Origin of the sequence: Marinobacter sp. CHS3-4 (assembly GCF_030053415.1) — a bacterium.
Lineage (GTDB): Bacteria > Pseudomonadota > Gammaproteobacteria > Pseudomonadales > Oleiphilaceae > Marinobacter.
Map to the genome: position 1 here is coordinate 90,173 of NZ_JASGBJ010000003.1, position 17,620 is coordinate 107,792.

Sequence of the window (17,620 nt, forward strand, 5' to 3'; positions counted from 1 at the left end):
CGGTCCGCCTAACAAGGCCATCACCATTTGAAGCCGGAAAGGTGGTGGTTCAACGAACGGGTCTGATCGTTGACGTCTTGGCTGTAGGCGGATGCGTGGTCGACCTGTTCGCTGGCTTGCTGGGCGAGGTCGGACAGGCGATTGATGTTCTCGCTGATTTCCTGGCTGACCTGTGACTGCTCTTCAACGGCCGTGGCGATTTGGGTCGACATGTCATTGATCTGGCTGATCGAATCGAACACTACTTTCAATGAAGACTGCGCTTCCTCGACACTGGAGACGCTGGCCTGGCTGGATTCCCGGCCGGATTCCGACAGGGCAACCCCTCGTTCAGCACTGGTTTTCAAGCGCTCGATCTTTTCACCGATCTCCGCAGTGCTTTCCTGAGTCTTCGCCGCCAGCGAACGAACTTCGTCGGCGACGACAGCGAAGCCGCGGCCTTGCTCGCCGGCCCGGGCGGCTTCAATGGCGGCATTCAGAGCAAGCAGGTTGGTTTGCTCCGCGATGCCGCGAATGACGCTCATGATCTCGGTGATGCTGTCGACGTCTCCCTGGAGTGAGGCCATGGCCTCGGATGTTTCGTCGATCTGACTGGCCAGTGATTGGATCGCGCTAACAGTGTGTTGCATCGCGTCACGACTACTCTCGGCGCTGCTGTACGCATCCTCTGCAGCAGACGATGTGGCCTGGGCATTCTGCGAAACTTCCTGACTGGCCGTGGTGCTTTCGGTGACAGCCGTTGCAATGGAGTCGATCTCGGAAGTCTGGTCGGATACCAGGTCCCGGCTGGCGTTGAAGGACTCTTCGAGTTTGACGACGGATTGTTCGACCTCGGCGGACACCTCTCCGACAGCTTTCATCGACGATTGGAGCTTGTCCATGAACTGATTGAAATAGTCGACCAACTGACCGATTTCGTTGTGTTGGTTCACCGATAGTCGTCTGGTGAGGTCGCCTTCACCCTGGGCGATGTCCCTCATGGCGTCTTTCAGTTTCACAATTGGTTTCTTCACCAGCAGCCGCAGCAGAATGTAGATCAAGACGGCCAATACCAGCCCCAGAGCCAGTGTTCGCGCTACTGACAACTGCACAACACTGCTGAGTTTCTCTTCCAGAAACTCATTGTTCGGTTCCATGTAGACGAATGCGATGGGGTCCTCGCCGGCTTCCTCGAAAAAGAGCGGCATTTCGGTCAAGGAAGAAGTGTCGGGCAAAGATTCGGCTGGTTGGGCGCCCTCGTCGGTCTGACGCAGGCCGTAGCTCAGGCTACCGCTTTCAACCACATAGACCGCGTTGATTACCTGGCTTTCGACCGTGGCACTGAGCACTCGCTGTACTGTTTCGGTCTGGTAATTCCACAGCGCTGGCGGCAGTGATAATTCGATAAAGGTGCCGGTTTCGGCCAACTGAGTTTCCACCGACTGTCGCCACTGATTGGCGTTGGTTCGGTAGTCGATGTAAGAACTGACCACCAGCAACAGCATGATGATCGAGACAGCCCATAAATTGAATCGCAAGGAGAGCGAATGGACGGTTGGCATTTTCATATCAAACCCCGGCACGTTAACCCTTTACAAAAGAGTCGGCTGTTCATCCCTGAACTTGAACCGTTACGCCGGTTATCCAGCCGAAGTAACCGCTGAGCCACGCTTTCACATATGGTCGGCCATGACAGATTCGATATCGATTTTGGTCAGGCCCTCATTGAAAATATCCCGCCATTTCTTTCCTTCGGCATTGTTTTTGAAAGCAATGTAGAGGTCTTTTTCCACCAGGAGCTTGTCGTTCATCTGTACTTTGCCAACAGCTGACTTGACCTTGGGATCGTTCTTGAGAAGGTAGTCGAGGACGTTGCTGTCGATAACAGCCATATCGATTCGACCACCCGCCACTTTCAACACGTTTAGAGAGTCTGAGGTGACGGCCTGAGCGGAGATCTCGCCATCGGCGACCATCTGGTCCAGCTCCGCGGTATTCACATAGCCCTGAACCACACCGATACGATCATCGGTAAGGTCTGCCATGCTGTCCCACTCGACCGGATTGTCGACTGCCTCGACAAAGCCCAGCGGCCCCTGTCCCATGGGGTCGGAAAACAGGAAATCGTCAGATTCATAAAAATACTCGGGGAAATAACCCGCGTACTTGTCATTGTCTGTTGCCAGTGCCACCGCGCGCGACCAGGGGTAGAACTCCACCACTAATTCATGGCCCATGGCTTCCAGGGCAGCCTTGGCCACGGCCACCGAGGCACCCTGGGAAGTCAAATCGGCACCCGAGTAGGGTGGCCATTCTAACGACGTCAGATAGAGCGTGTCGGCTCGAGAGACTGTGGATGCCAACAAAACAACAACCGAGAAAAAACTCAGACGGAGGAACTTCTTCATGCGAATTCAGCCTTAATCTACGGATGATTTTTAAGCGTAGCACAGCTTTTTAGCTTGAAAATCAACTTTACCGGCCGGGCCAAGATTCCCACATTCATTTCTGTGTTGAGTATGGTTCAATGAGGGCTTGGTCAAATTCGCACTTTGCAGGGGAGCAAGATTATGGTCGATCTAGTTTTGGAATCGACGATCAAATGCCCAGGCTGTGGCCACCAAAAGACGGAAACCATGCCCACCGACGCATGCCAGTATTACTACGAGTGTGAGTCCTGTCATGTTTTGCTGAAGCCCAGGCACGGAGACTGCTGTGTTTTTTGTTCTTTCGGCACAGTACCTTGCCCACCAATTCAGCAAGGATCTGGTTGTTGTGCCCCTGCCTCGTAGCCAGTCGTCTTTCTGCCTGCTCCGTTGTATCGACAATCTCCCGTCGCCTATCGCTTGTCGTTAGTTGCGTAAAGAGCTATCTGCCAGTTTTTCACCGTTTAATTTTGTAACCACATCAAATCAACCCTGCTTTCCCAATATGTAATGTATGGCGACATAAAATAATCAAACAGGCCAAGAAACAGCGAGTTGATGACGATGTGCGCACGCCGCTGTACGTAACATTCCGTGGCCCTTCATTTCCCTTCGTAAGTGCCAAATTCCTGACGTTTTTATCCCCGAAAATCCTGAACTTTTCACATTCGACCTTTTCATGACGCTGTACCATGCACTCAAATTCGTCAAAAAATTGGTGCAAAATCATGACATATTGCGGCAAAAAAAAATCGAAGCACGGACTGCTTATCTCTTTGGCGCTGGTCCTGCTTTCGGGCTGCGGTATGGAAACATCTTCTGAAGACAGCAACGCTCAGGTGCAAAACACAGGTTCTGATCAACCTCTCGTTGAGCTTGCGGGCGCGGCCATGAAAGGTGTCATTCAACAGGGCATCGTCACGCCAAATCTGTTGGTGGCCGACAACACCGGTTATTATGGCCCGCATCGTCAGGCGGCTAAAGAAGAAAGAACCGCCAGCGATGGCAGCTATAGCTTTCGTTTGCGCGGGAATGCGGATGACTGGGCGTTGGTAACGCTGACGTCTGACAGCGCCACTCGTATGATCTGCGACGTGGTTCCAGCTTGCCAGCAGGCTGGCGCTCAAGCCGTTGCTTTTGGCCAGCCGATGACGCTCGACGCCAATTTTTCTCTGCGCGGTGCTGGAGATCTGGGGCTGGGTAACGTCAACCTGACCCCTCTCACTCATCTGGCAACCGTGATCGCCGAGCGCGGCCCCACAGGTCTATCTCCGGATGCTTTGGCGAGTGCTTATACCACCGTAGAGGAATGGTTTGGTCTGGCGCCGGGTGCTCTGCGTCTCCCAATTCCGGACCTGACGCGCCTGGACGAGCAGACCAACGTGAGTGCCGACGCATTACAGGTAGCCATTGCCAATGCAGCGTTTCTTGCGCTGGTGAATGACAATGCGCTGTGGAACGACATTTCGGAAGTCGTCGCGGATGCGGCCTCACAGGTGAGTACAACGGGCCAAATCTCGATTCTTGGTGATGGCACCAACGTTGCCCTGGCAGACCTGATTTCGGCCGCTGCGGTTCAGGCATCGGATCTGCAGATGATGGTGGATTCCAGCGTTATCAGTCAGAAACTGGTTGTGGTGGAGTATCGTAACGTTCAGCGCTTTAAAACCCTTGCCGATGTGACCACCGAAGGCGATGGCAGTACGACAGACTCTGGCACAGATACCACTGATACTACTGACACCACAAATACCACAGATACCACTGACACTACTGACAGTACTGATACGACTGATACCACCGACACTACTGATACCACCGACACTACTGATACGACTGACACTACGGATACCACTGACACTACGGATACGACTGACACCACGGATACCACCGACACTACGGGTACCACCGACACCTCGGACCCAACCTCAACTTTGCCGGACAATGCTGCGCTGCTCAGCTGGACGGCCCCGCTGACAAGAGAGGATGGCGATAGCCTGGCACTGAGTGAAATTGCAGGATACGAGGTGGTCTATGGCACCAGCGCGGATACTCTGGATCAAAGCCTGGCGATTGGTGATTCGTCGGTGGACGAACTGATGATCGACGAACTGACTGCCGGCACCTGGTACTTCGCGATTCGTACTCTCGATACCGATGGTCGTCGCAGTGCATTGTCCGAGTTGGTAACTAAGCAGATCTGATGGATCAAACGGCGCGAACGGTATCCCCAACGGAAGCTTCTCCGGCCTCCAGTACCCGCGCCGTAATCCCTCCATGGCCCCGCATGGCATTGTAGCCACCGGGGCCAAGCACCGTTTCCATCTTGCTGCACGGGTGGCAAAGCCCGGTGTACTCCAACAGTGCCGAGCCTACCCGGAATTGCTTGCCTTTGAGGGCTAACAGGTTGATGCCAGACACCACCAGGTTACGCCTTACCAACGCCGGGTCCAGAAATTCCCGGTGCACGCAAGACGCAATAACAGGCAAATGCTCCTGCTGAATCAAGGTTACCTGCCGTTTGCTCTGGGCCTTACCTTTAAAACGGTCGCCCTCAATGCCGGCGCCCGGCGCGATCGAGGCTCGCTCAATGGCTTCCACAGGCTCGCCCCGGGCAGGGCGTATGCCGATCCATTGCAATTCACCAGCCTGGGGAAGTGTGTCCAACAGGGTTTGCAGGCTGGTTTTTTCGGACATGGTTACTCCTGGTGCATCTGAGCTGGCGGCTTTTGCCGACCACAATCTAACAGTAAATCTTGCCGCCATCAGTATAGCGCCAAGAAGCGGGGATTCTCTGGTAATCTGAACCGCCAGACTGATCCCAAGGCCAACGTCATGTCACACCCCAAACGCATTTACCTTGCCGGCCCAGAAGTGTTCTTTCCGGCGGCTGAACATCGCGCCATCGTGGCAGAAAAGAAGAGGCTGCTGGCCGATGCAGGCATGGAGGGGGTGGATCCGCTGGATTCGGAGCTGGAGTTGGATGCCATTCAATCAAAGCGTGAGCAGGGCTTTCAGATATTTCGCGCCAACAAGGCGCTGATGGATACTTGCGATGGACTTATCGCAAACCTGACCCCTTTCCGCGGAGTCAGCGCCGACCCTGGAACGGTGTTTGAAGTTGGCTACATGATTGGCCAGGGCAAATCCGCCATCGGTTTCACGATGGATCGCCGAAGCTATGTTGAACGAGCCGGTGGCGCCTCGGTGGATGAGTGCGGGCATGTCATTGAGGACTTCGACCTGAGCGACAATCTGATGATTGAAGGCGCGCTGGCCGACTGTGGCGGTGAGCTGGTCGTTGCCCGGGGCGGGCAATCCGTGGGCTATTTCGACAGTGAAACGTTTGCTCGTTGTGTGTCGCTGATGGCGGGCCGCAAATTCCAGTGATTGCCGATCAAAGTAGCTTTAGCCCGCCATCTCGCCACTAGCGGGCTTTGGTGGTCAGCTTTTTGGGGCCGTCAGCGGCGCCCTGTCCGCTCCTTCCTTTTCCGACCACTTCAATGGTTCCGCCAGCTTTCAGAAAAGCAGCTGTCTGTTCTTCGATGGCAGATCGAGTCAATGTGGCTTGCGCAGGTTTCTTACTCATACTTTTCTCCTTGTCGACACCTGATAGTAACCCGTATGGGTAAAAATTGTCGGAATGATTTGCTTTCGACTGGCACCGGCACGGATGCTGCATTGATTAAAGTGCTGGTAACGGGGGTGGCCTTTCGGACTTGAGTCTGAATTCCCCGGATCGCGCCGGTAGGACCAAGACAATAACAACGTAACAGTCCCTTTTTATGATGTGTCCTGTGAACAAATTGCAGGGCCTTAAATTGGATAAGTTTCTGTTTTCAGGAGTTATTGTGATGAAAAGCGCACGTTTGCCAGATCGTTCTTTCCCCCCTTCCGCTATTTCTCAGAAGCATGCCTCTGAGGCGGCCGTCATCCTCACACCGTTTCTTCTGTGCATGAGCTTGATTGGCGCACTGCCCTGGATTGCCGGCTGATACGTTCTGTCCTGGAGCAAAGCAACGTTATAGGGCACTTAATTTGTGCAAATAAGTGAGGCGGGTAGCCATTGGCTGCTGGAGGGATCGCTGTGCTTCACGCTTTCTTTTATCTGACATCCGGAGATCAAGATGGAGCGCATCAATTTTACCCAATCTGCCATGTTTCATTTGGCATCCATTAATACCTATCTGAAACGAACCCTGGGTAGCCACTACAAGATCAGTGGCGATTCCGATTTGGAGAAGCTATTGAAAGAAGCTTTTACCAGTGAAGACCCCGAACTGAAACAGCGTTGCACTCGGCTGCTCGATAGTCTCTGGACTGAAGAGCAGGAAAAGCTGAAGCAATTGCTCAAGGCGTGAAAGCGACCCAAGGATGGACAGGGAGGTCCGTCTATGGGGCGCCGTAGGTGGCAGCTTTCATCAGACCTCCGGTTCGATTTTGAAGAAAACCCAAGCAACAGAGCACTTTTTGCAATTCTGTGCGTACCTATTCCCACTTACAGATTCAAGACGCCTTGATCCGTCGCAAATCACCGAGCTTTTAGGGAGTTACAGGAATGAGACACACCAACCAGAGCAATCACAGCAGCCTGGCTGCCGACCCCGCCAAATCACTGCAGCAGGCCTTTGTCGTCACCGCCCCGTTTGTCACCTGTATGGGCGTGATCGCATCCTTGCCGTGGATCGCCGGGTAAAAGCAGCACGGCGCTGACAGCAGGGCTCCGTCATCCCGATGGCTGCGCTTCAAGATCGCAATAGTTTTCCGGGCGAAACCTCGGTGAACACACCGCGAGAAAGACCAGATCTTCTGAAGACACGTTGGCGATCCGCTGCGGGCACTCGGCGGGAATCAGCACCGTATCGCCGGGCTTAACATGTGTCGGCGGCTGGTCGCCGACTTCCACCAGGCCCTCTCCTTCCAGAATCACATACCGCTCCACCGTACCGGTCAGGCTGTGCCAGCGGGTGGTCTGCGCCGGCAACACCCGGGCGCGGGCTATCGACACGTCTGAATCGGCATCGGTGTTCAGCAGTTCGGTGATGTAGCAGTTCTCGCCCAGGTAGAACTCGCTCGACGGATCGTAGTGATAGACGGGGGATTGCATGGGATTCAAGTACCTCGTGGCGCAAACATAATGATCCCCATGCCCACCAACGCCACGGCAGACCCAACCAGATCCCAGGTAGTGGGACGAACACCGTCCACCGCCCACAGCCAGAGAATGGCCATAAAAATATACACGCCCCCATATGCCGCATACACCCGGCCCGCCGCCGTGGGGTGCAGCGACAGCAACCACGCGAATGCAGCCAGGCTTAGCGCACCTGGCACCAACAACCAGATGGTTTTGCCATCCCGAAGCCAGAGGTAGGGGAGGTAGCAACCGACAATTTCGGTCAGGGCGGTGGCGAGGAATAAACCGAGGGTTTTTAGTTCGGGCAAAGGAACTTCTCTTTCAGAAAGGGTTTGTGCGACAGTGCACGGCTATTTGAAAAGCAACGCGCCCTGGAACGCGTTGTCTCTCGTTTGCTATTTAGGTTTTCATCAACCTAAGAATTAGTTATTTCCTCAATTTGAGCCATATAGGTGTTAAGTTTTTTCAGTACGTAATCTGCGATCTTGTAAGGTGAGTCATCATCCGTGTAGTGCATTTCGATGCTTACGGTTTTATCAGGAAAATCAATCCAAATATCGGGATAAACATTGGAGAGCCAGGGGTGCCGGGTCTCTGTGTGGACGTTGAACCCGATAACGTCAGCTATTGCGGCTGCGAGTGGTTTGTTGAGATTTTTGTCAGATCCTCCGGAAGAGGTGATATGCAAATTGAGATCTTTATAGATGGGCTCTGCGATCTCCAGCGCTCTTGCCGCTGGGCCACCTTTCCTCATACCGACCTGATACTTCTCACCCAGAGCTTGTTTAACAATTGGAGAAGAAGACAAAAATTTCCTCGAATTCGTTTTTTTCTGCCAATGTGTTGGGGGAGTATGTTTAGAGATGATATTGGTAACAGCGCTGTTATTCGAGTATGCGTAAACCGATGAAATTAGGGCGTTAGTCGGTAAAAACATAATCCTCGTTTTTATGTAGCCGTATAAAGCAAACTGCAATCTTGTGGCATTCCAGACGGCACTTCTTTGACTGTCAGGAATATATTCATAAAATTTGTCATGTATTGGTGTCCAGGTTTCTTCGACACTTTGACCTTTCCTAGAAAATTGAGATATTACACTTTCCGCGCTTTTGTAGGGAAAGCAAAGCCACACTTCTATCGGTTTCGGGATTTTATGTTTTATTTTTTCAAGATGGCCAGATTGAAGCTCCCAGTTGGACTTAATTAGTTGCAAAAATCTTCGAATTGAACGTTGTGCCTGTGATAGTTTTTCAAATTTCGAAAAAACCTCAGTGAAAACGTCATTAGTTAATCCGAACTCCGAAGGTTCTTTGCCATTATTTATTGTGGTTATTGTCCGTTTAGCGATATCAATGAATTTGTTTTCTTCCGGACCATCAAAGTATAAAATTTCCTTGCCTTCGTAGAATAGCGTAGTCGCAATTTTATTTGCGACATCAATCATAAGTCTTGCATCTTCCTCAAGAGTCACTGGCCATATAATGAGAATTGGGCTTTTTCTAACAAGTCCATTAAGGTTTCTGAAGAATGATTTTATTTGGGTTTCTGGCTGATCTTCAATGCTCTCGAGATAATCGATAACTATGATTGTGGGGCCATTGTCAGCTTCTCTGGATGCACTTTCCGATATTTTCTTTATTTCTAAAAATAAACCGTTCAGACCTTTTTCTGGAACTAGATCTGAAGAGTCAATATTTATAACCGACCTCTTAACAATATGGCTTCGCCATTTTAATGAGTCAATGAAGGTTGACTTTCCTATTCCTGATTTACCTAAAAAGAAAATTACGTTTCCAGATTGCTTTATGCTCGATAGTATAATGCTGATGTCGTTTTCGACGCTGATAACTGGTTGGACAATCTGAGTTAATTTTGGAATCTCATTCTTTAGTTCCTCAGACATTTCTTCGTATGTTATTGGGATCAACATTTCTTCAGTCACTAAAAATCCTTAAAAGCGGCAGTTTTCTGATAACTTTAGGCCTCGATTGAGGAACTATAAAGGTATATAATTTTCCATAACTCGAGGAATCATAAAGATTGACTAAGTGTCAGCCTAGACCACAACAATCCATACTGCACGGAATTAATCACGTATATATGGTTCTTGATCGATCATCGCTAGATGAGGTTTGAATCCTAGGAGGTTCGACTATATTCATAGGAATGGGAGGCTTTTATACTGCAATCGCCTGCCCAACCTTGGACCCATTCTTCCGCCTTAGTTGCTCACTAATCCACTCTCCAGTAGCCACCAGCTTTTGCAGATCCACACCATTCCCAATCCCCAACCCTTCCAACAAATAAACCACATCTTCCGTCGCCACATTGCCAGACGCACCCTTGGCATAGGGACACCCCCCAAGCCCAGACACCGACGCATCAATCACCGCAATGCCTTCTTCCAACACGGCATATAAGTTAGCCAGCGCCTGTCCATAGGTATCGTGGAAATGAGCCGCCAGTTTGCTGATCGGTACGTGATGGGCCACGGCCTCCAGCATGCGTTTGGCTTTCAGGGGCGTGCCCACGCCAATCGTATCGCCCAGCGAGATTTCATAGCAGCCCATGTCGTGCAGGGCTTGGACGACTTTTGCGACTTGTTCAGGCGCAATGTCGCCTTCGTAGGGGCAGCCGAGCACGGTGGACACGTAGCCGCGCACGGGGATGTTGTGTTGTTTGGCGGCGTCCATCACGGGGGCGAAGCGGTGGAGGCTTTCGGCGATGGAGCAGTTGATGTTTTTCTGGCTGAAGGTTTCGGAGGCGGCGCCGAAAACGGCGACTTCGTCCACCCCGGCGGCCAGGGCGTTTTCGAAGCCTTTCAGGTTGGGGGTCAGGGCGGTGTAGCGCACGCCGGGTTTGCGGTGAATGCCCGCCATCACCTCAGCGGCGTCGCCCATTTGTGGCACCCATCTGGGGGACACAAAGCTGGCGGCTTCGATGTGGGTCAGGCCGCAGTCGGCCAGTCGTTCGATCAGGCCGATTTTCAGGTCGGTGGCGATCACCGGGCCGGGTTCGTTTTGCAGGCCGTCCCGGGGGCTCATTTCCGCAATTCGTACTCGGCTGGGAAAGCTCATGCGCTGGCCTCCTCGGTCACGTCGATGGCAATCAGTTCCGCGCCTTCGGCCACCTGGTCGCCTTCGCTGTAGAACACGTCGGTGACCACGCCGTTGGCGGGGGCTTTGATGGCGTGTTCCATTTTCATGGCTTCCATGATCACCAGGGTTTGCCCGGCGGTCACGGTGTCGCCCTTTTTGGCCTGCACGGCAATCACGGCGCCGTTCATGGGCGCTTCCAGGCTGCCTTCGTGGCCTGCGTCTTCCAGCCCGAAGCGTTCCTTGAACACGGTGCAGCGGAAGGTTCGGCCATGGCGGAACAGGGTCAGTTCGTCGCCGTTCAGGTGTCCGTACAGGCTCTGGCGGTGGCCGTTCAGGGTGACGTCCAGCCGGTCGTCGGTGAGGGTGGCCTGCAGGTGGTCCTGCCGGTCGCCGTTGTGAATGCGCAGGCCGTCTTTGTGCACCTGCACCTTCAGTTCATGCACGGTCTCTCCTGTTTTCAGCAGCAGCGGTTCCGCGAACTCACCGTTCAGGCGCCACTGGCGCAGGGTGGCAAACGGGGACCAGGGGTCGGCGCTGTCCCTCGGTGGCTGTCGGTGAGTGATCACATACGCCGCAGCCAAGGCCAGATCTTCCGGGTCGTTCTCTGGCTGTGTGCCGAACAGCAGGTTTTGATGCTGATCGATAAAGCCGGTGGTCAGGTCTGCCTGCCGGAAGGGCTCCGAATCCGCCAGGGCGTGCAGGAAGGTCAGATTGTTCTTTACTCCGGCGATGCGGTAACTCGCCAGTGCCGTGACCAGCCGGTTGATGGCCTGTTCCCGGGTGCTGTCCCACACGATCAGCTTGGCGATCATCGGGTCGTAGTGAATGCTGATGTCGTCGCCTTCCCGAACGCCGGTGTCCACGCGCACGTGGTCGTTTTCAGCAGGCGTGCGCAGGTAGTGCAGGTGTCCGGTGGCGGGCAGGAAGTCGTGGTCCGGGTCTTCCGCGTACACCCGCACTTCCAGCGCGTGGCCGTTGATTGTCAGGTCTTGTTGGGCCATTGGAAGCGGTTCGCCGTGGGCTATGCGTAGCTGCCATTCCACCAGATCCTGCCCGGTGATCATTTCGGTAACCGGGTGTTCCACCTGCAGGCGGGTGTTCATTTCCATGAAGAAGAAGGAGCCGTCTACGTCGTACAGGAATTCCACCGTTCCGGCGCCTACGTAGTCGATGGCCTGGGCGGCGCGCACCGCAGCTTCGCCCATGGCTTTGCGAGTATCCTCGCTCAGGCCCGGCGCTGGCGCTTCTTCAATGACTTTCTGGTGACGGCGCTGCACGGAGCAGTCCCGTTCGGCCAGGTAGATGCCGTTGCCCTGCTGGTCGCAGAACACCTGAATCTCCACATGGCGGGGTCGAGTCAGGTAGCGTTCAATGAGCATGTTCGGGTTGCCGAAGGCGTTTTTGGCTTCCCGTTGTGCGGCGGACAGGGCGTCGTCGAAGTCCTCCGGGCGTTCCACCACCCGCATGCCTTTACCGCCACCGCCGGCGACAGCTTTCAGTAGAATGGGATAGCCGCATTTTTCCGCTTCGGCTTTCAGCAGGTCCGGGGATTGGTCGTCGCCGTGGTAGCCGGGCACCAGCGGTACGCCGGCTTTCTCCATGATCGCCTTGGCGGCGGATTTGGAGCCCATGGCGGCAATGGCGGACGCGGGCGGGCCAATGAACACCAGGCCGTTAGCGTCGCAGGCCTTGGCGAACTCGGTGTTCTCCGACAGGAAGCCGTAGCCGGGGTGAATCGCTTCTGCGCCGGTTTGTTTGGCCACCTCAATGATGGTGTCGATGCGCAGGTAGCTGTCGGAACTGGCGGCGGGGCCGATTCGAACTGCTTCGTCGGCCATTGCCACATGGCGAGCGTTGGCGTCGGCATCGGAATAGACGGCGACGCACTGGATGCCAAGCCGGTGAGCGGTGTGAATCACGCGGCAGGCGATTTCGCCCCGGTTGGCGATCAGGATCTTGCGAAACATCAGGTGTCTTCCTCCGGCACCCACCTGGCAGGGCGCTTGTCCAGAAAAGCTCCGAGGCCTTCCTGGCCCTCGTCGCTGACGCGAATGTCGGCAATGCGCTGAGACGTCATGTCGATGAGTTCTTTGGTGAGTGGTTGCTGACTCACATCAAAGACCAGCTGCTTGGCGGCCTCGATGGCCTTTGGCCCGTTTTGCATGAGCTGGGAGATCAGCTCGTCACACCGGGTTTGCAGGCTGTCTGTGTGGTCGCAAATCTCATGAATCAGTCCCAGTGCCAGGGCTTTCTCGGCGCTGAACACTTCGGCGCTCAGGAAATACCGCCGAGCCTGGCGCTCACCGATGGCCCTGACCACGTAGGGGCTGATGGTGGCCGGAATCAGGCCAAGTTTGACTTCGCTGAGGCAGAATTTGGCGTCTTCTGTGGCGATTACGATGTCGCAGCAGGCGGCCAGCCCAACGGCACCACCGAACGCGGCGCCTTGCACCAGCCCGATCACGGGTTTGGGCAGATGGTTCAGGGTGGACATCAGTTTGGCCAGCTGACGGGCGTCTGCCAGGTTGTCGTCCCGGGTATTTCCGGCCATGCGTCGCATCCAGGCAAGATCGGCGCCGGCGGAGAAATGCTTGCCCTCGGAACGCATAATGACCACGCGGGTGTCGTCGTCTTTGGCCACTTGCTCGAGCGCGTCAATCAGCCTGCGGATGATCAAATCATCGAAGGCATTGCGCTTTTCCGGGTGGTTGAGGATCACCTCGGTCACGCCCTCGGTGCGCTGATTCAGAACCACGGCGGGTGTCTGATCGGTCATGCTTTTCTCCTCGGTTACATCCGGAACACGCCGAAGCGTGTGGGTTTGGCCGGTCGGTTAAGGGTAGCGGACAGGCTGAGAGCGACTACCTCGCGAGTCTGTGCCGGGTCGATTATGCCGTCGTCCCACAGTCGGGCGCTGGCATAGTAAGGGTGACCCTGCTCCTCGTATTTGTCGATGATCGGCTGTTTGAACTCCGCCTCTTCCTCGGCGCTCCAGTCTTCGCCTTTGCGCTCTTTGCCTTCCCGTTTCACGGTGGCCAGTACCCCGGCGGCCTGTTCGCCGCCCATCACGGAGATGCGGGCATTGGGCCACATCCACAGGAAGTCCGGGCTGTAGGCGCGGCCGCACATACCGTAATTGCCCGCGCCAAACGAACCGCCAATCAGCACGGTGATTTTCGGCACATTGGCGCAGGCCACTGCCATCACCATCTTGGCGCCATGCTTGGCGATGCCCTCGGCTTCGTGCCTCTGGCCCACCATGAAGCCCGTGATGTTCTGCAGGAACAGCAATGGGATGTTGCGCTGGCAGCAAAGCTCTACAAAGTGCGCGCCTTTCAGGGCGGATTCGCTGAACAGTATGCCGTTGTTGGCGATGATGCCCACGGGGTAACCGTGGATGTGGGCAAAGCCGGTCACCAGCGTCTGGCCGTAGTAGCGTTTGAACTCGTCGAACTCGGAACCGTCCACCATGCGGGCAATCACGTCCCGTACATCGAAGGGTTTGCGCAGGTCGGTGCCGACAATGCCGTAGATTTCTTCCGGGTCGTAAAGCGGGGCTTTGGGCTCGCGCACTTCCACTGGCGTGGGTTTTTTGCGGTTCAGGTTGCCGATGCAGCGGCGGGCAATGTCCAGGGCGTGAGCGTCATTTTCAGCATAATGGTCGGCCACGCCAGAGGTTTTGCAGTGCACGTCGGCTCCGCCCAGGTCCTCGGCGCTGACCACTTCCCCGGTGGCTGCTTTCACCAATGGCGGTCCGGCCAGGAAGATGGTGCCCTGTTCCTTCACAATGATGGATTCGTCTGCCATGGCGGGCACGTAGGCGCCCCCGGCGGTACACAGGCCCATCACTACCGCAATCTGGGGAATGTCGTCGGCGGACATACGGGCCTGGTTGTAGAAAATGCGGCCAAAGTGCTCTTTGTCCGGAAACACTTCGTCCTGCCGGGGCAGGTTTGCGCCGCCGGAATCCACCAGGTAGATGCAGGGCAGGTGGTTGTTGAGGGCAATTTCCTGGGCGCGCAGGTGTTTCTTTACCGTCAGAGGGTAGTAGCTGCCGCCTTTTACGGTGGCGTCGTTGGCGATGATCATGCATTCAGTGCCGTTGACCCGGCCGATGCCGGCGATGGTGCCGGCGGCTGGTACGTCTTCGTCATAGACGTTGTAAGCGGCGAGTTGCCCGACTTCCAGAAACGCGGCGCCGTCGTCCAGCAGGTAGTCGATGCGTTCGCGCGGGAGCATTTTGCCGCGGGCCACGTGGCGTTCCTGATAACTGGGGCCGCCGCCTTGTTGAATCGTGGCAATCTTGTCGTTCAGGTCCGCGACGGCTTCGGTCATGGCCTGTTTTTTGGCCTGGAACTCGGCTTCTTTGGGGTTCACTTTGCTTTGGAGTACGGTCATATCTAATTCCGTGCATCGGGCCAGCGGGTAAAGCGATTCGAAAACCGCTACGAGCACATCCATGTGCGCTTATCTTCGGCCATCCATGGCCTACGAAATTTTCGAATCGCTTTACCCGCTGCCCCTCGTCTGGCTTTGGTTGCTATCCGCTCAGCGTATTTTATTGGAGGTCATTGCCCAGGTTCGGGCGGTTGGCCGGATGGGTCTTTCGGGAATGTCGGAGGCCATGGATGGCCGGAGATCAAGCGCACACGGACGTGCTTGTAGCGTTTCCCGAAAGACCCATCCGGCCGACCGCCTCCACCCAGGGCAGAGGGCCTAATTGTTCAAGTACAACTCACGGCCGATAAGCATCCGCCGAATTTCGGAAGTCCCGGCGCCGATCTCGTAAAGCTTGGCATCACGCAGCAGGCGCCCCGTGGGGTACTCGTTGATGTAACCATTGCCGCCCAGCAACTGAATGGCATCCAGCGCCAATTTGGTGGCCATTTCGGCGGAATACAGGATCGCCCCGGCGGCGTCTTTGCGGGTCGTTTCGCCGCGGTCGGCGGACATGGCAACCATGTACACGTAGCTCTTGGCGGTGTTCATCCAGGTGTACATATCCGCCACCTTGCCCTGGACCAGCTCGAATTCGCCGATGGCCTGGCCGAACTGTTTGCGTTCGCGGATGTAAGGCACCGTGATGTCCAGCGCCGCCTGCATGATGCCCAGCGGGCCGCCGGATAGCACCAGGCGTTCGTAATCCAGGCCGCTCATCAGCACCTTGGCGCCGTTGCCTTCGCCGCCCAGGATGTTTTCCTTGGGCACTTTGCAGTCTTCGAACACCAGTTCGCAGGTGTTGGAGCCGCGCATGCCGAGCTTGTCCAGCTTCTGGTGGCGGCTGAAGCCCGGGTAATCGCGCTCCACGATAAACGCGGTGACGCCCTTTGAACCGCCGTGGACGTCGGTCTTGGCGTAGATCACATAGGTGCTGGCGTCGGGGCCGTTGGTGATCCACATCTTGTTGCCGTTGAGCACGTAGTGGTCGCCTTCATCGCGGGCCGAAAGTTTCATGGAGATGACGTCGGATCCGGCATTGGGTTCAGACATGGCCAGTGCACCCACATGCTCACCACTGATGAGCTTGGGCAGGTATTTCTGCTTCTGCTCTTCGGTGCCGTTGCGGTAGATCTGATTCACGCACAGGTTGGAGTGGGCGCCGTAGCTCAGGCCGACGGAGGCGGAGGCGCGGCTGATTTCTTCCATCGCGATCACGTGGGCCAGGTAGCCCATGCCCGATCCACCGTATTCTTCGCTGACGGTGATGCCGAGCAGGCCCATATCACCCATTTTCTGCCACAGGTCCATGGGAAACTGATTGGATTCGTCGATTTCAGCGGCGCGCGGAGCGATTTCAGCGGCAGCAAAGCGGTTTACCTGTTCGCGGAGGCTGTCCAGGGTTTCGCCAAGGCCGAAGTTGAGTTCGCTATAGGGAGATTTCATGTCGTTGCCTTTTGTTGTTTGTGGCGTATGTCTGTCAGCGCTTCCTGGCATCGGCTTTCATGGGCGTCCAGTTCCATCTCCATCATTTCGATGTCGTTTTTCTGTTGGGCAAGCTGGGCGCGGCGACGTTCCACGACTTCCAGGGTTTTTAACAGCTGTTTTTCGCTGCCGGTCAGGGTTTCGTCCCAGAGCTCGAACAGTTCGCGGGTTTCGGCGAGGGAAAAGCCCATGCGTTTGCCACGCAGGATGAGCTTCAGACGTGCCCGGTCTTTACTGCTGAAGATGCGGGACTGCCCCTGGCGCATGGGATGCAGCAGGCCTTCGTCTTCGTAGAAGCGAATGCTACGGGTTGTCACGTCGAACTCTTTAGCCAGTTCGCTGATGGTGTACTGCTTTTTGTCAGACATGGTGATCTTCGCCGGTCGCGGTCGTTCCATGACTTACTGTATTAGCAGTTTACGTAAACGTAAAGCAGAGGGCCGAGAATTTTCCCTGCATTAGTTTCGTTTGAGTGGTTCGATAATACGAAAAAGACCGTTCAGATGGTCCCCGGAGCCTCTTTCAGAGCTACGCCGCCAATTCGCCACTCGCTACCGTCCCTCTCCATTCTGTAGATGGCACGCCAGCGTTTTCCTTGTGGCCCTTTAAGACGAACGACCTGAATGTGGAAGTCGGAGTGAGGTATTCGCTCCAGGAATTCGATAGAAGCAGCCTTATAGACCGGCTGGTAGGAGAGCTTCACCATGTTATAAAAGGTGTCGACCGAGCCCGACTGGCGCTTGATGCCATCCGACGCAAATGCCCAGGCGGCATCCTTGTCGTCGTTGGCGAACGCTTCGATCTGAGACAGAATGGTATCCTGAATTGCGTCGTCGGTTTCATCGCCCGCCTCAACTGGTGCCACCAGTACGAGGCTGGCAAGCGACAGGCAAACAAAAGCGATCGCAAGCATTGAAGACACTGAGTTTGAGCGGAGAAATAACACGAGCGTTTTCATGGCCCGACCTCCAAATAATTGTTGTTTAATATTTACGCACTGGTCGACCTCTCGGATTCACACAAATGTGCATTGGCTAGACGATTGCCCGAACAGGTCA

20 protein-coding genes are annotated in these 17,620 nt (G+C 55.2%); 6 read left to right on the plus strand and 14 right to left on the minus strand.

Going from position 1 to position 17,620, the window contains the following annotated elements; translation table 11 throughout:
• Window positions 1–20: 20 nt before the first annotated feature.
• Together QLQ17_RS14065 and QLQ17_RS14070 are read right to left on the minus strand one after the other, a co-directional pair.
• Window positions 21–1,547: a methyl-accepting chemotaxis protein gene (locus QLQ17_RS14065; protein ID WP_283210241.1), complete on the minus strand. Its 1,527-nt coding sequence runs from the start codon at window positions 1,545–1,547 to the stop codon at window positions 21–23.
• 105 nt (window positions 1,548–1,652) lie between these two features.
• Complete coding sequence (locus tag QLQ17_RS14070) at window positions 1,653–2,387, minus strand: substrate-binding periplasmic protein (protein ID WP_283210242.1); 735 nt, start codon at window positions 2,385–2,387, stop codon at window positions 1,653–1,655.
• 162 nt (window positions 2,388–2,549) lie between these two features.
• Here QLQ17_RS14070 and QLQ17_RS14075 point away from each other — a divergent pair, with 162 nt between their 5' ends.
• The gene (locus QLQ17_RS14075; protein ID WP_283210243.1) at window positions 2,550–2,771 is read left to right on the plus strand and encodes a GDCCVxC domain-containing (seleno)protein; all 222 of its coding nucleotides are present in this window, start codon (window positions 2,550–2,552) and stop codon (window positions 2,769–2,771) included.
• A gap of 440 nt (window positions 2,772–3,211) precedes the next feature.
• On the plus strand, window positions 3,212–4,609 hold the full coding sequence (locus QLQ17_RS14080) for a fibronectin type III domain-containing protein (RefSeq protein ID WP_283210244.1): 1,398 nt from the start codon (window positions 3,212–3,214) through the stop codon (window positions 4,607–4,609).
• A gap of 4 nt (window positions 4,610–4,613) precedes the next feature.
• Here the strand turns inward: QLQ17_RS14080 and QLQ17_RS14085 are convergent, their stop codons facing one another.
• Window positions 4,614–5,102 (minus strand): MOSC domain-containing protein, encoded by a 489-nt coding sequence (locus QLQ17_RS14085; RefSeq protein WP_283210245.1) that lies wholly within the window; start codon window positions 5,100–5,102, stop codon window positions 4,614–4,616.
• A gap of 138 nt (window positions 5,103–5,240) precedes the next feature.
• Here QLQ17_RS14085 and QLQ17_RS14090 point away from each other — a divergent pair, with 138 nt between their 5' ends.
• Window positions 5,241–5,795 (plus strand): nucleoside 2-deoxyribosyltransferase, encoded by a 555-nt coding sequence (locus QLQ17_RS14090; protein ID WP_283210246.1) that lies wholly within the window; start codon window positions 5,241–5,243, stop codon window positions 5,793–5,795.
• 37 nt (window positions 5,796–5,832) lie between these two features.
• Here QLQ17_RS14090 and QLQ17_RS14095 read toward each other — a convergent pair whose 3' ends face one another.
• Window positions 5,833–5,994, minus strand: coding sequence for a PFL_1563 family small protein (locus tag QLQ17_RS14095; RefSeq protein ID WP_283210247.1), 162 nt, complete (start codon window positions 5,992–5,994; stop codon window positions 5,833–5,835).
• A gap of 265 nt (window positions 5,995–6,259) precedes the next feature.
• On the opposite strand from QLQ17_RS14095, the gene QLQ17_RS14100 reads away from it, so the two are divergent.
• The 3 genes from QLQ17_RS14100 to QLQ17_RS14110 all read left to right on the plus strand — a co-directional run bounded on the left by QLQ17_RS14100 (window position 6,260) and on the right by QLQ17_RS14110 (window position 7,101).
• Window positions 6,260–6,400 (plus strand): hypothetical protein, encoded by a 141-nt coding sequence (locus tag QLQ17_RS14100; RefSeq protein WP_283210248.1) that lies wholly within the window; start codon window positions 6,260–6,262, stop codon window positions 6,398–6,400.
• Between the two features lie 132 nt (window positions 6,401–6,532).
• A complete protein-coding gene (locus QLQ17_RS14105; protein ID WP_283210249.1) occupies window positions 6,533–6,766 on the plus strand; it encodes a hypothetical protein in 234 nt (77 codons plus the stop codon).
• Window positions 6,767–6,963: 197 nt separating this feature from the next.
• Complete coding sequence (locus tag QLQ17_RS14110) at window positions 6,964–7,101, plus strand: hypothetical protein (RefSeq protein WP_283210250.1); 138 nt, start codon at window positions 6,964–6,966, stop codon at window positions 7,099–7,101.
• A 30-nt stretch (window positions 7,102–7,131) separates the two neighbouring features.
• On the opposite strand, the gene QLQ17_RS14115 is transcribed toward QLQ17_RS14110, so the two are convergent.
• From QLQ17_RS14115 to QLQ17_RS14160, 10 genes are all read right to left on the minus strand, one after another.
• Window positions 7,132–7,512: a cupin domain-containing protein gene (locus QLQ17_RS14115; protein ID WP_283210251.1), complete on the minus strand. Its 381-nt coding sequence runs from the start codon at window positions 7,510–7,512 to the stop codon at window positions 7,132–7,134.
• 5 nt (window positions 7,513–7,517) lie between these two features.
• Window positions 7,518–7,850, minus strand: coding sequence for a YnfA family protein (locus tag QLQ17_RS14120; RefSeq protein WP_283210252.1), 333 nt, complete (start codon window positions 7,848–7,850; stop codon window positions 7,518–7,520).
• Between the two features lie 107 nt (window positions 7,851–7,957).
• Window positions 7,958–9,484 (minus strand): P-loop NTPase family protein, encoded by a 1,527-nt coding sequence (locus QLQ17_RS14125; protein WP_283210253.1) that lies wholly within the window; start codon window positions 9,482–9,484, stop codon window positions 7,958–7,960.
• 235 nt (window positions 9,485–9,719) lie between these two features.
• Window positions 9,720–10,619 carry a hydroxymethylglutaryl-CoA lyase gene (locus QLQ17_RS14130; protein WP_283210254.1) on the minus strand — a complete coding sequence of 300 codons (900 nt, stop codon included), beginning with the start codon at window positions 10,617–10,619 and terminating at the stop codon, window positions 9,720–9,722.
• Window positions 10,616–12,607 (minus strand): acetyl/propionyl/methylcrotonyl-CoA carboxylase subunit alpha, encoded by a 1,992-nt coding sequence (locus tag QLQ17_RS14135; protein WP_283210255.1) that lies wholly within the window; start codon window positions 12,605–12,607, stop codon window positions 10,616–10,618. The genes QLQ17_RS14130 and QLQ17_RS14135 overlap by 4 nt, the downstream gene beginning before the upstream one ends.
• Entirely contained in the window at window positions 12,607–13,416 is an 810-nt protein-coding gene (locus tag QLQ17_RS14140) for an enoyl-CoA hydratase/isomerase family protein (protein ID WP_283210256.1), read from the minus strand. The genes QLQ17_RS14135 and QLQ17_RS14140 overlap by 1 nt, the downstream gene beginning before the upstream one ends.
• 14 nt (window positions 13,417–13,430) lie before the next feature.
• Window positions 13,431–15,038 (minus strand): carboxyl transferase domain-containing protein, encoded by a 1,608-nt coding sequence (locus QLQ17_RS14145; protein ID WP_283210257.1) that lies wholly within the window; start codon window positions 15,036–15,038, stop codon window positions 13,431–13,433.
• Between the two features lie 318 nt (window positions 15,039–15,356).
• A complete protein-coding gene (locus QLQ17_RS14150; RefSeq protein ID WP_283210258.1) occupies window positions 15,357–16,523 on the minus strand; it encodes an isovaleryl-CoA dehydrogenase in 1,167 nt (388 codons plus the stop codon).
• Window positions 16,520–16,930, minus strand: a complete 411-nt coding sequence (locus tag QLQ17_RS14155) for a MerR family transcriptional regulator (protein WP_283210259.1) — start codon at window positions 16,928–16,930, stop codon at window positions 16,520–16,522. The genes QLQ17_RS14150 and QLQ17_RS14155 overlap by 4 nt, the downstream gene beginning before the upstream one ends.
• A 131-nt stretch (window positions 16,931–17,061) precedes the next feature.
• Window positions 17,062–17,475 carry a DUF4864 domain-containing protein gene (locus tag QLQ17_RS14160; RefSeq protein WP_283210260.1) on the minus strand — a complete coding sequence of 138 codons (414 nt, stop codon included), beginning with the start codon at window positions 17,473–17,475 and terminating at the stop codon, window positions 17,062–17,064.
• Between the last annotated feature and the right edge of the window lie 145 nt (window positions 17,476–17,620).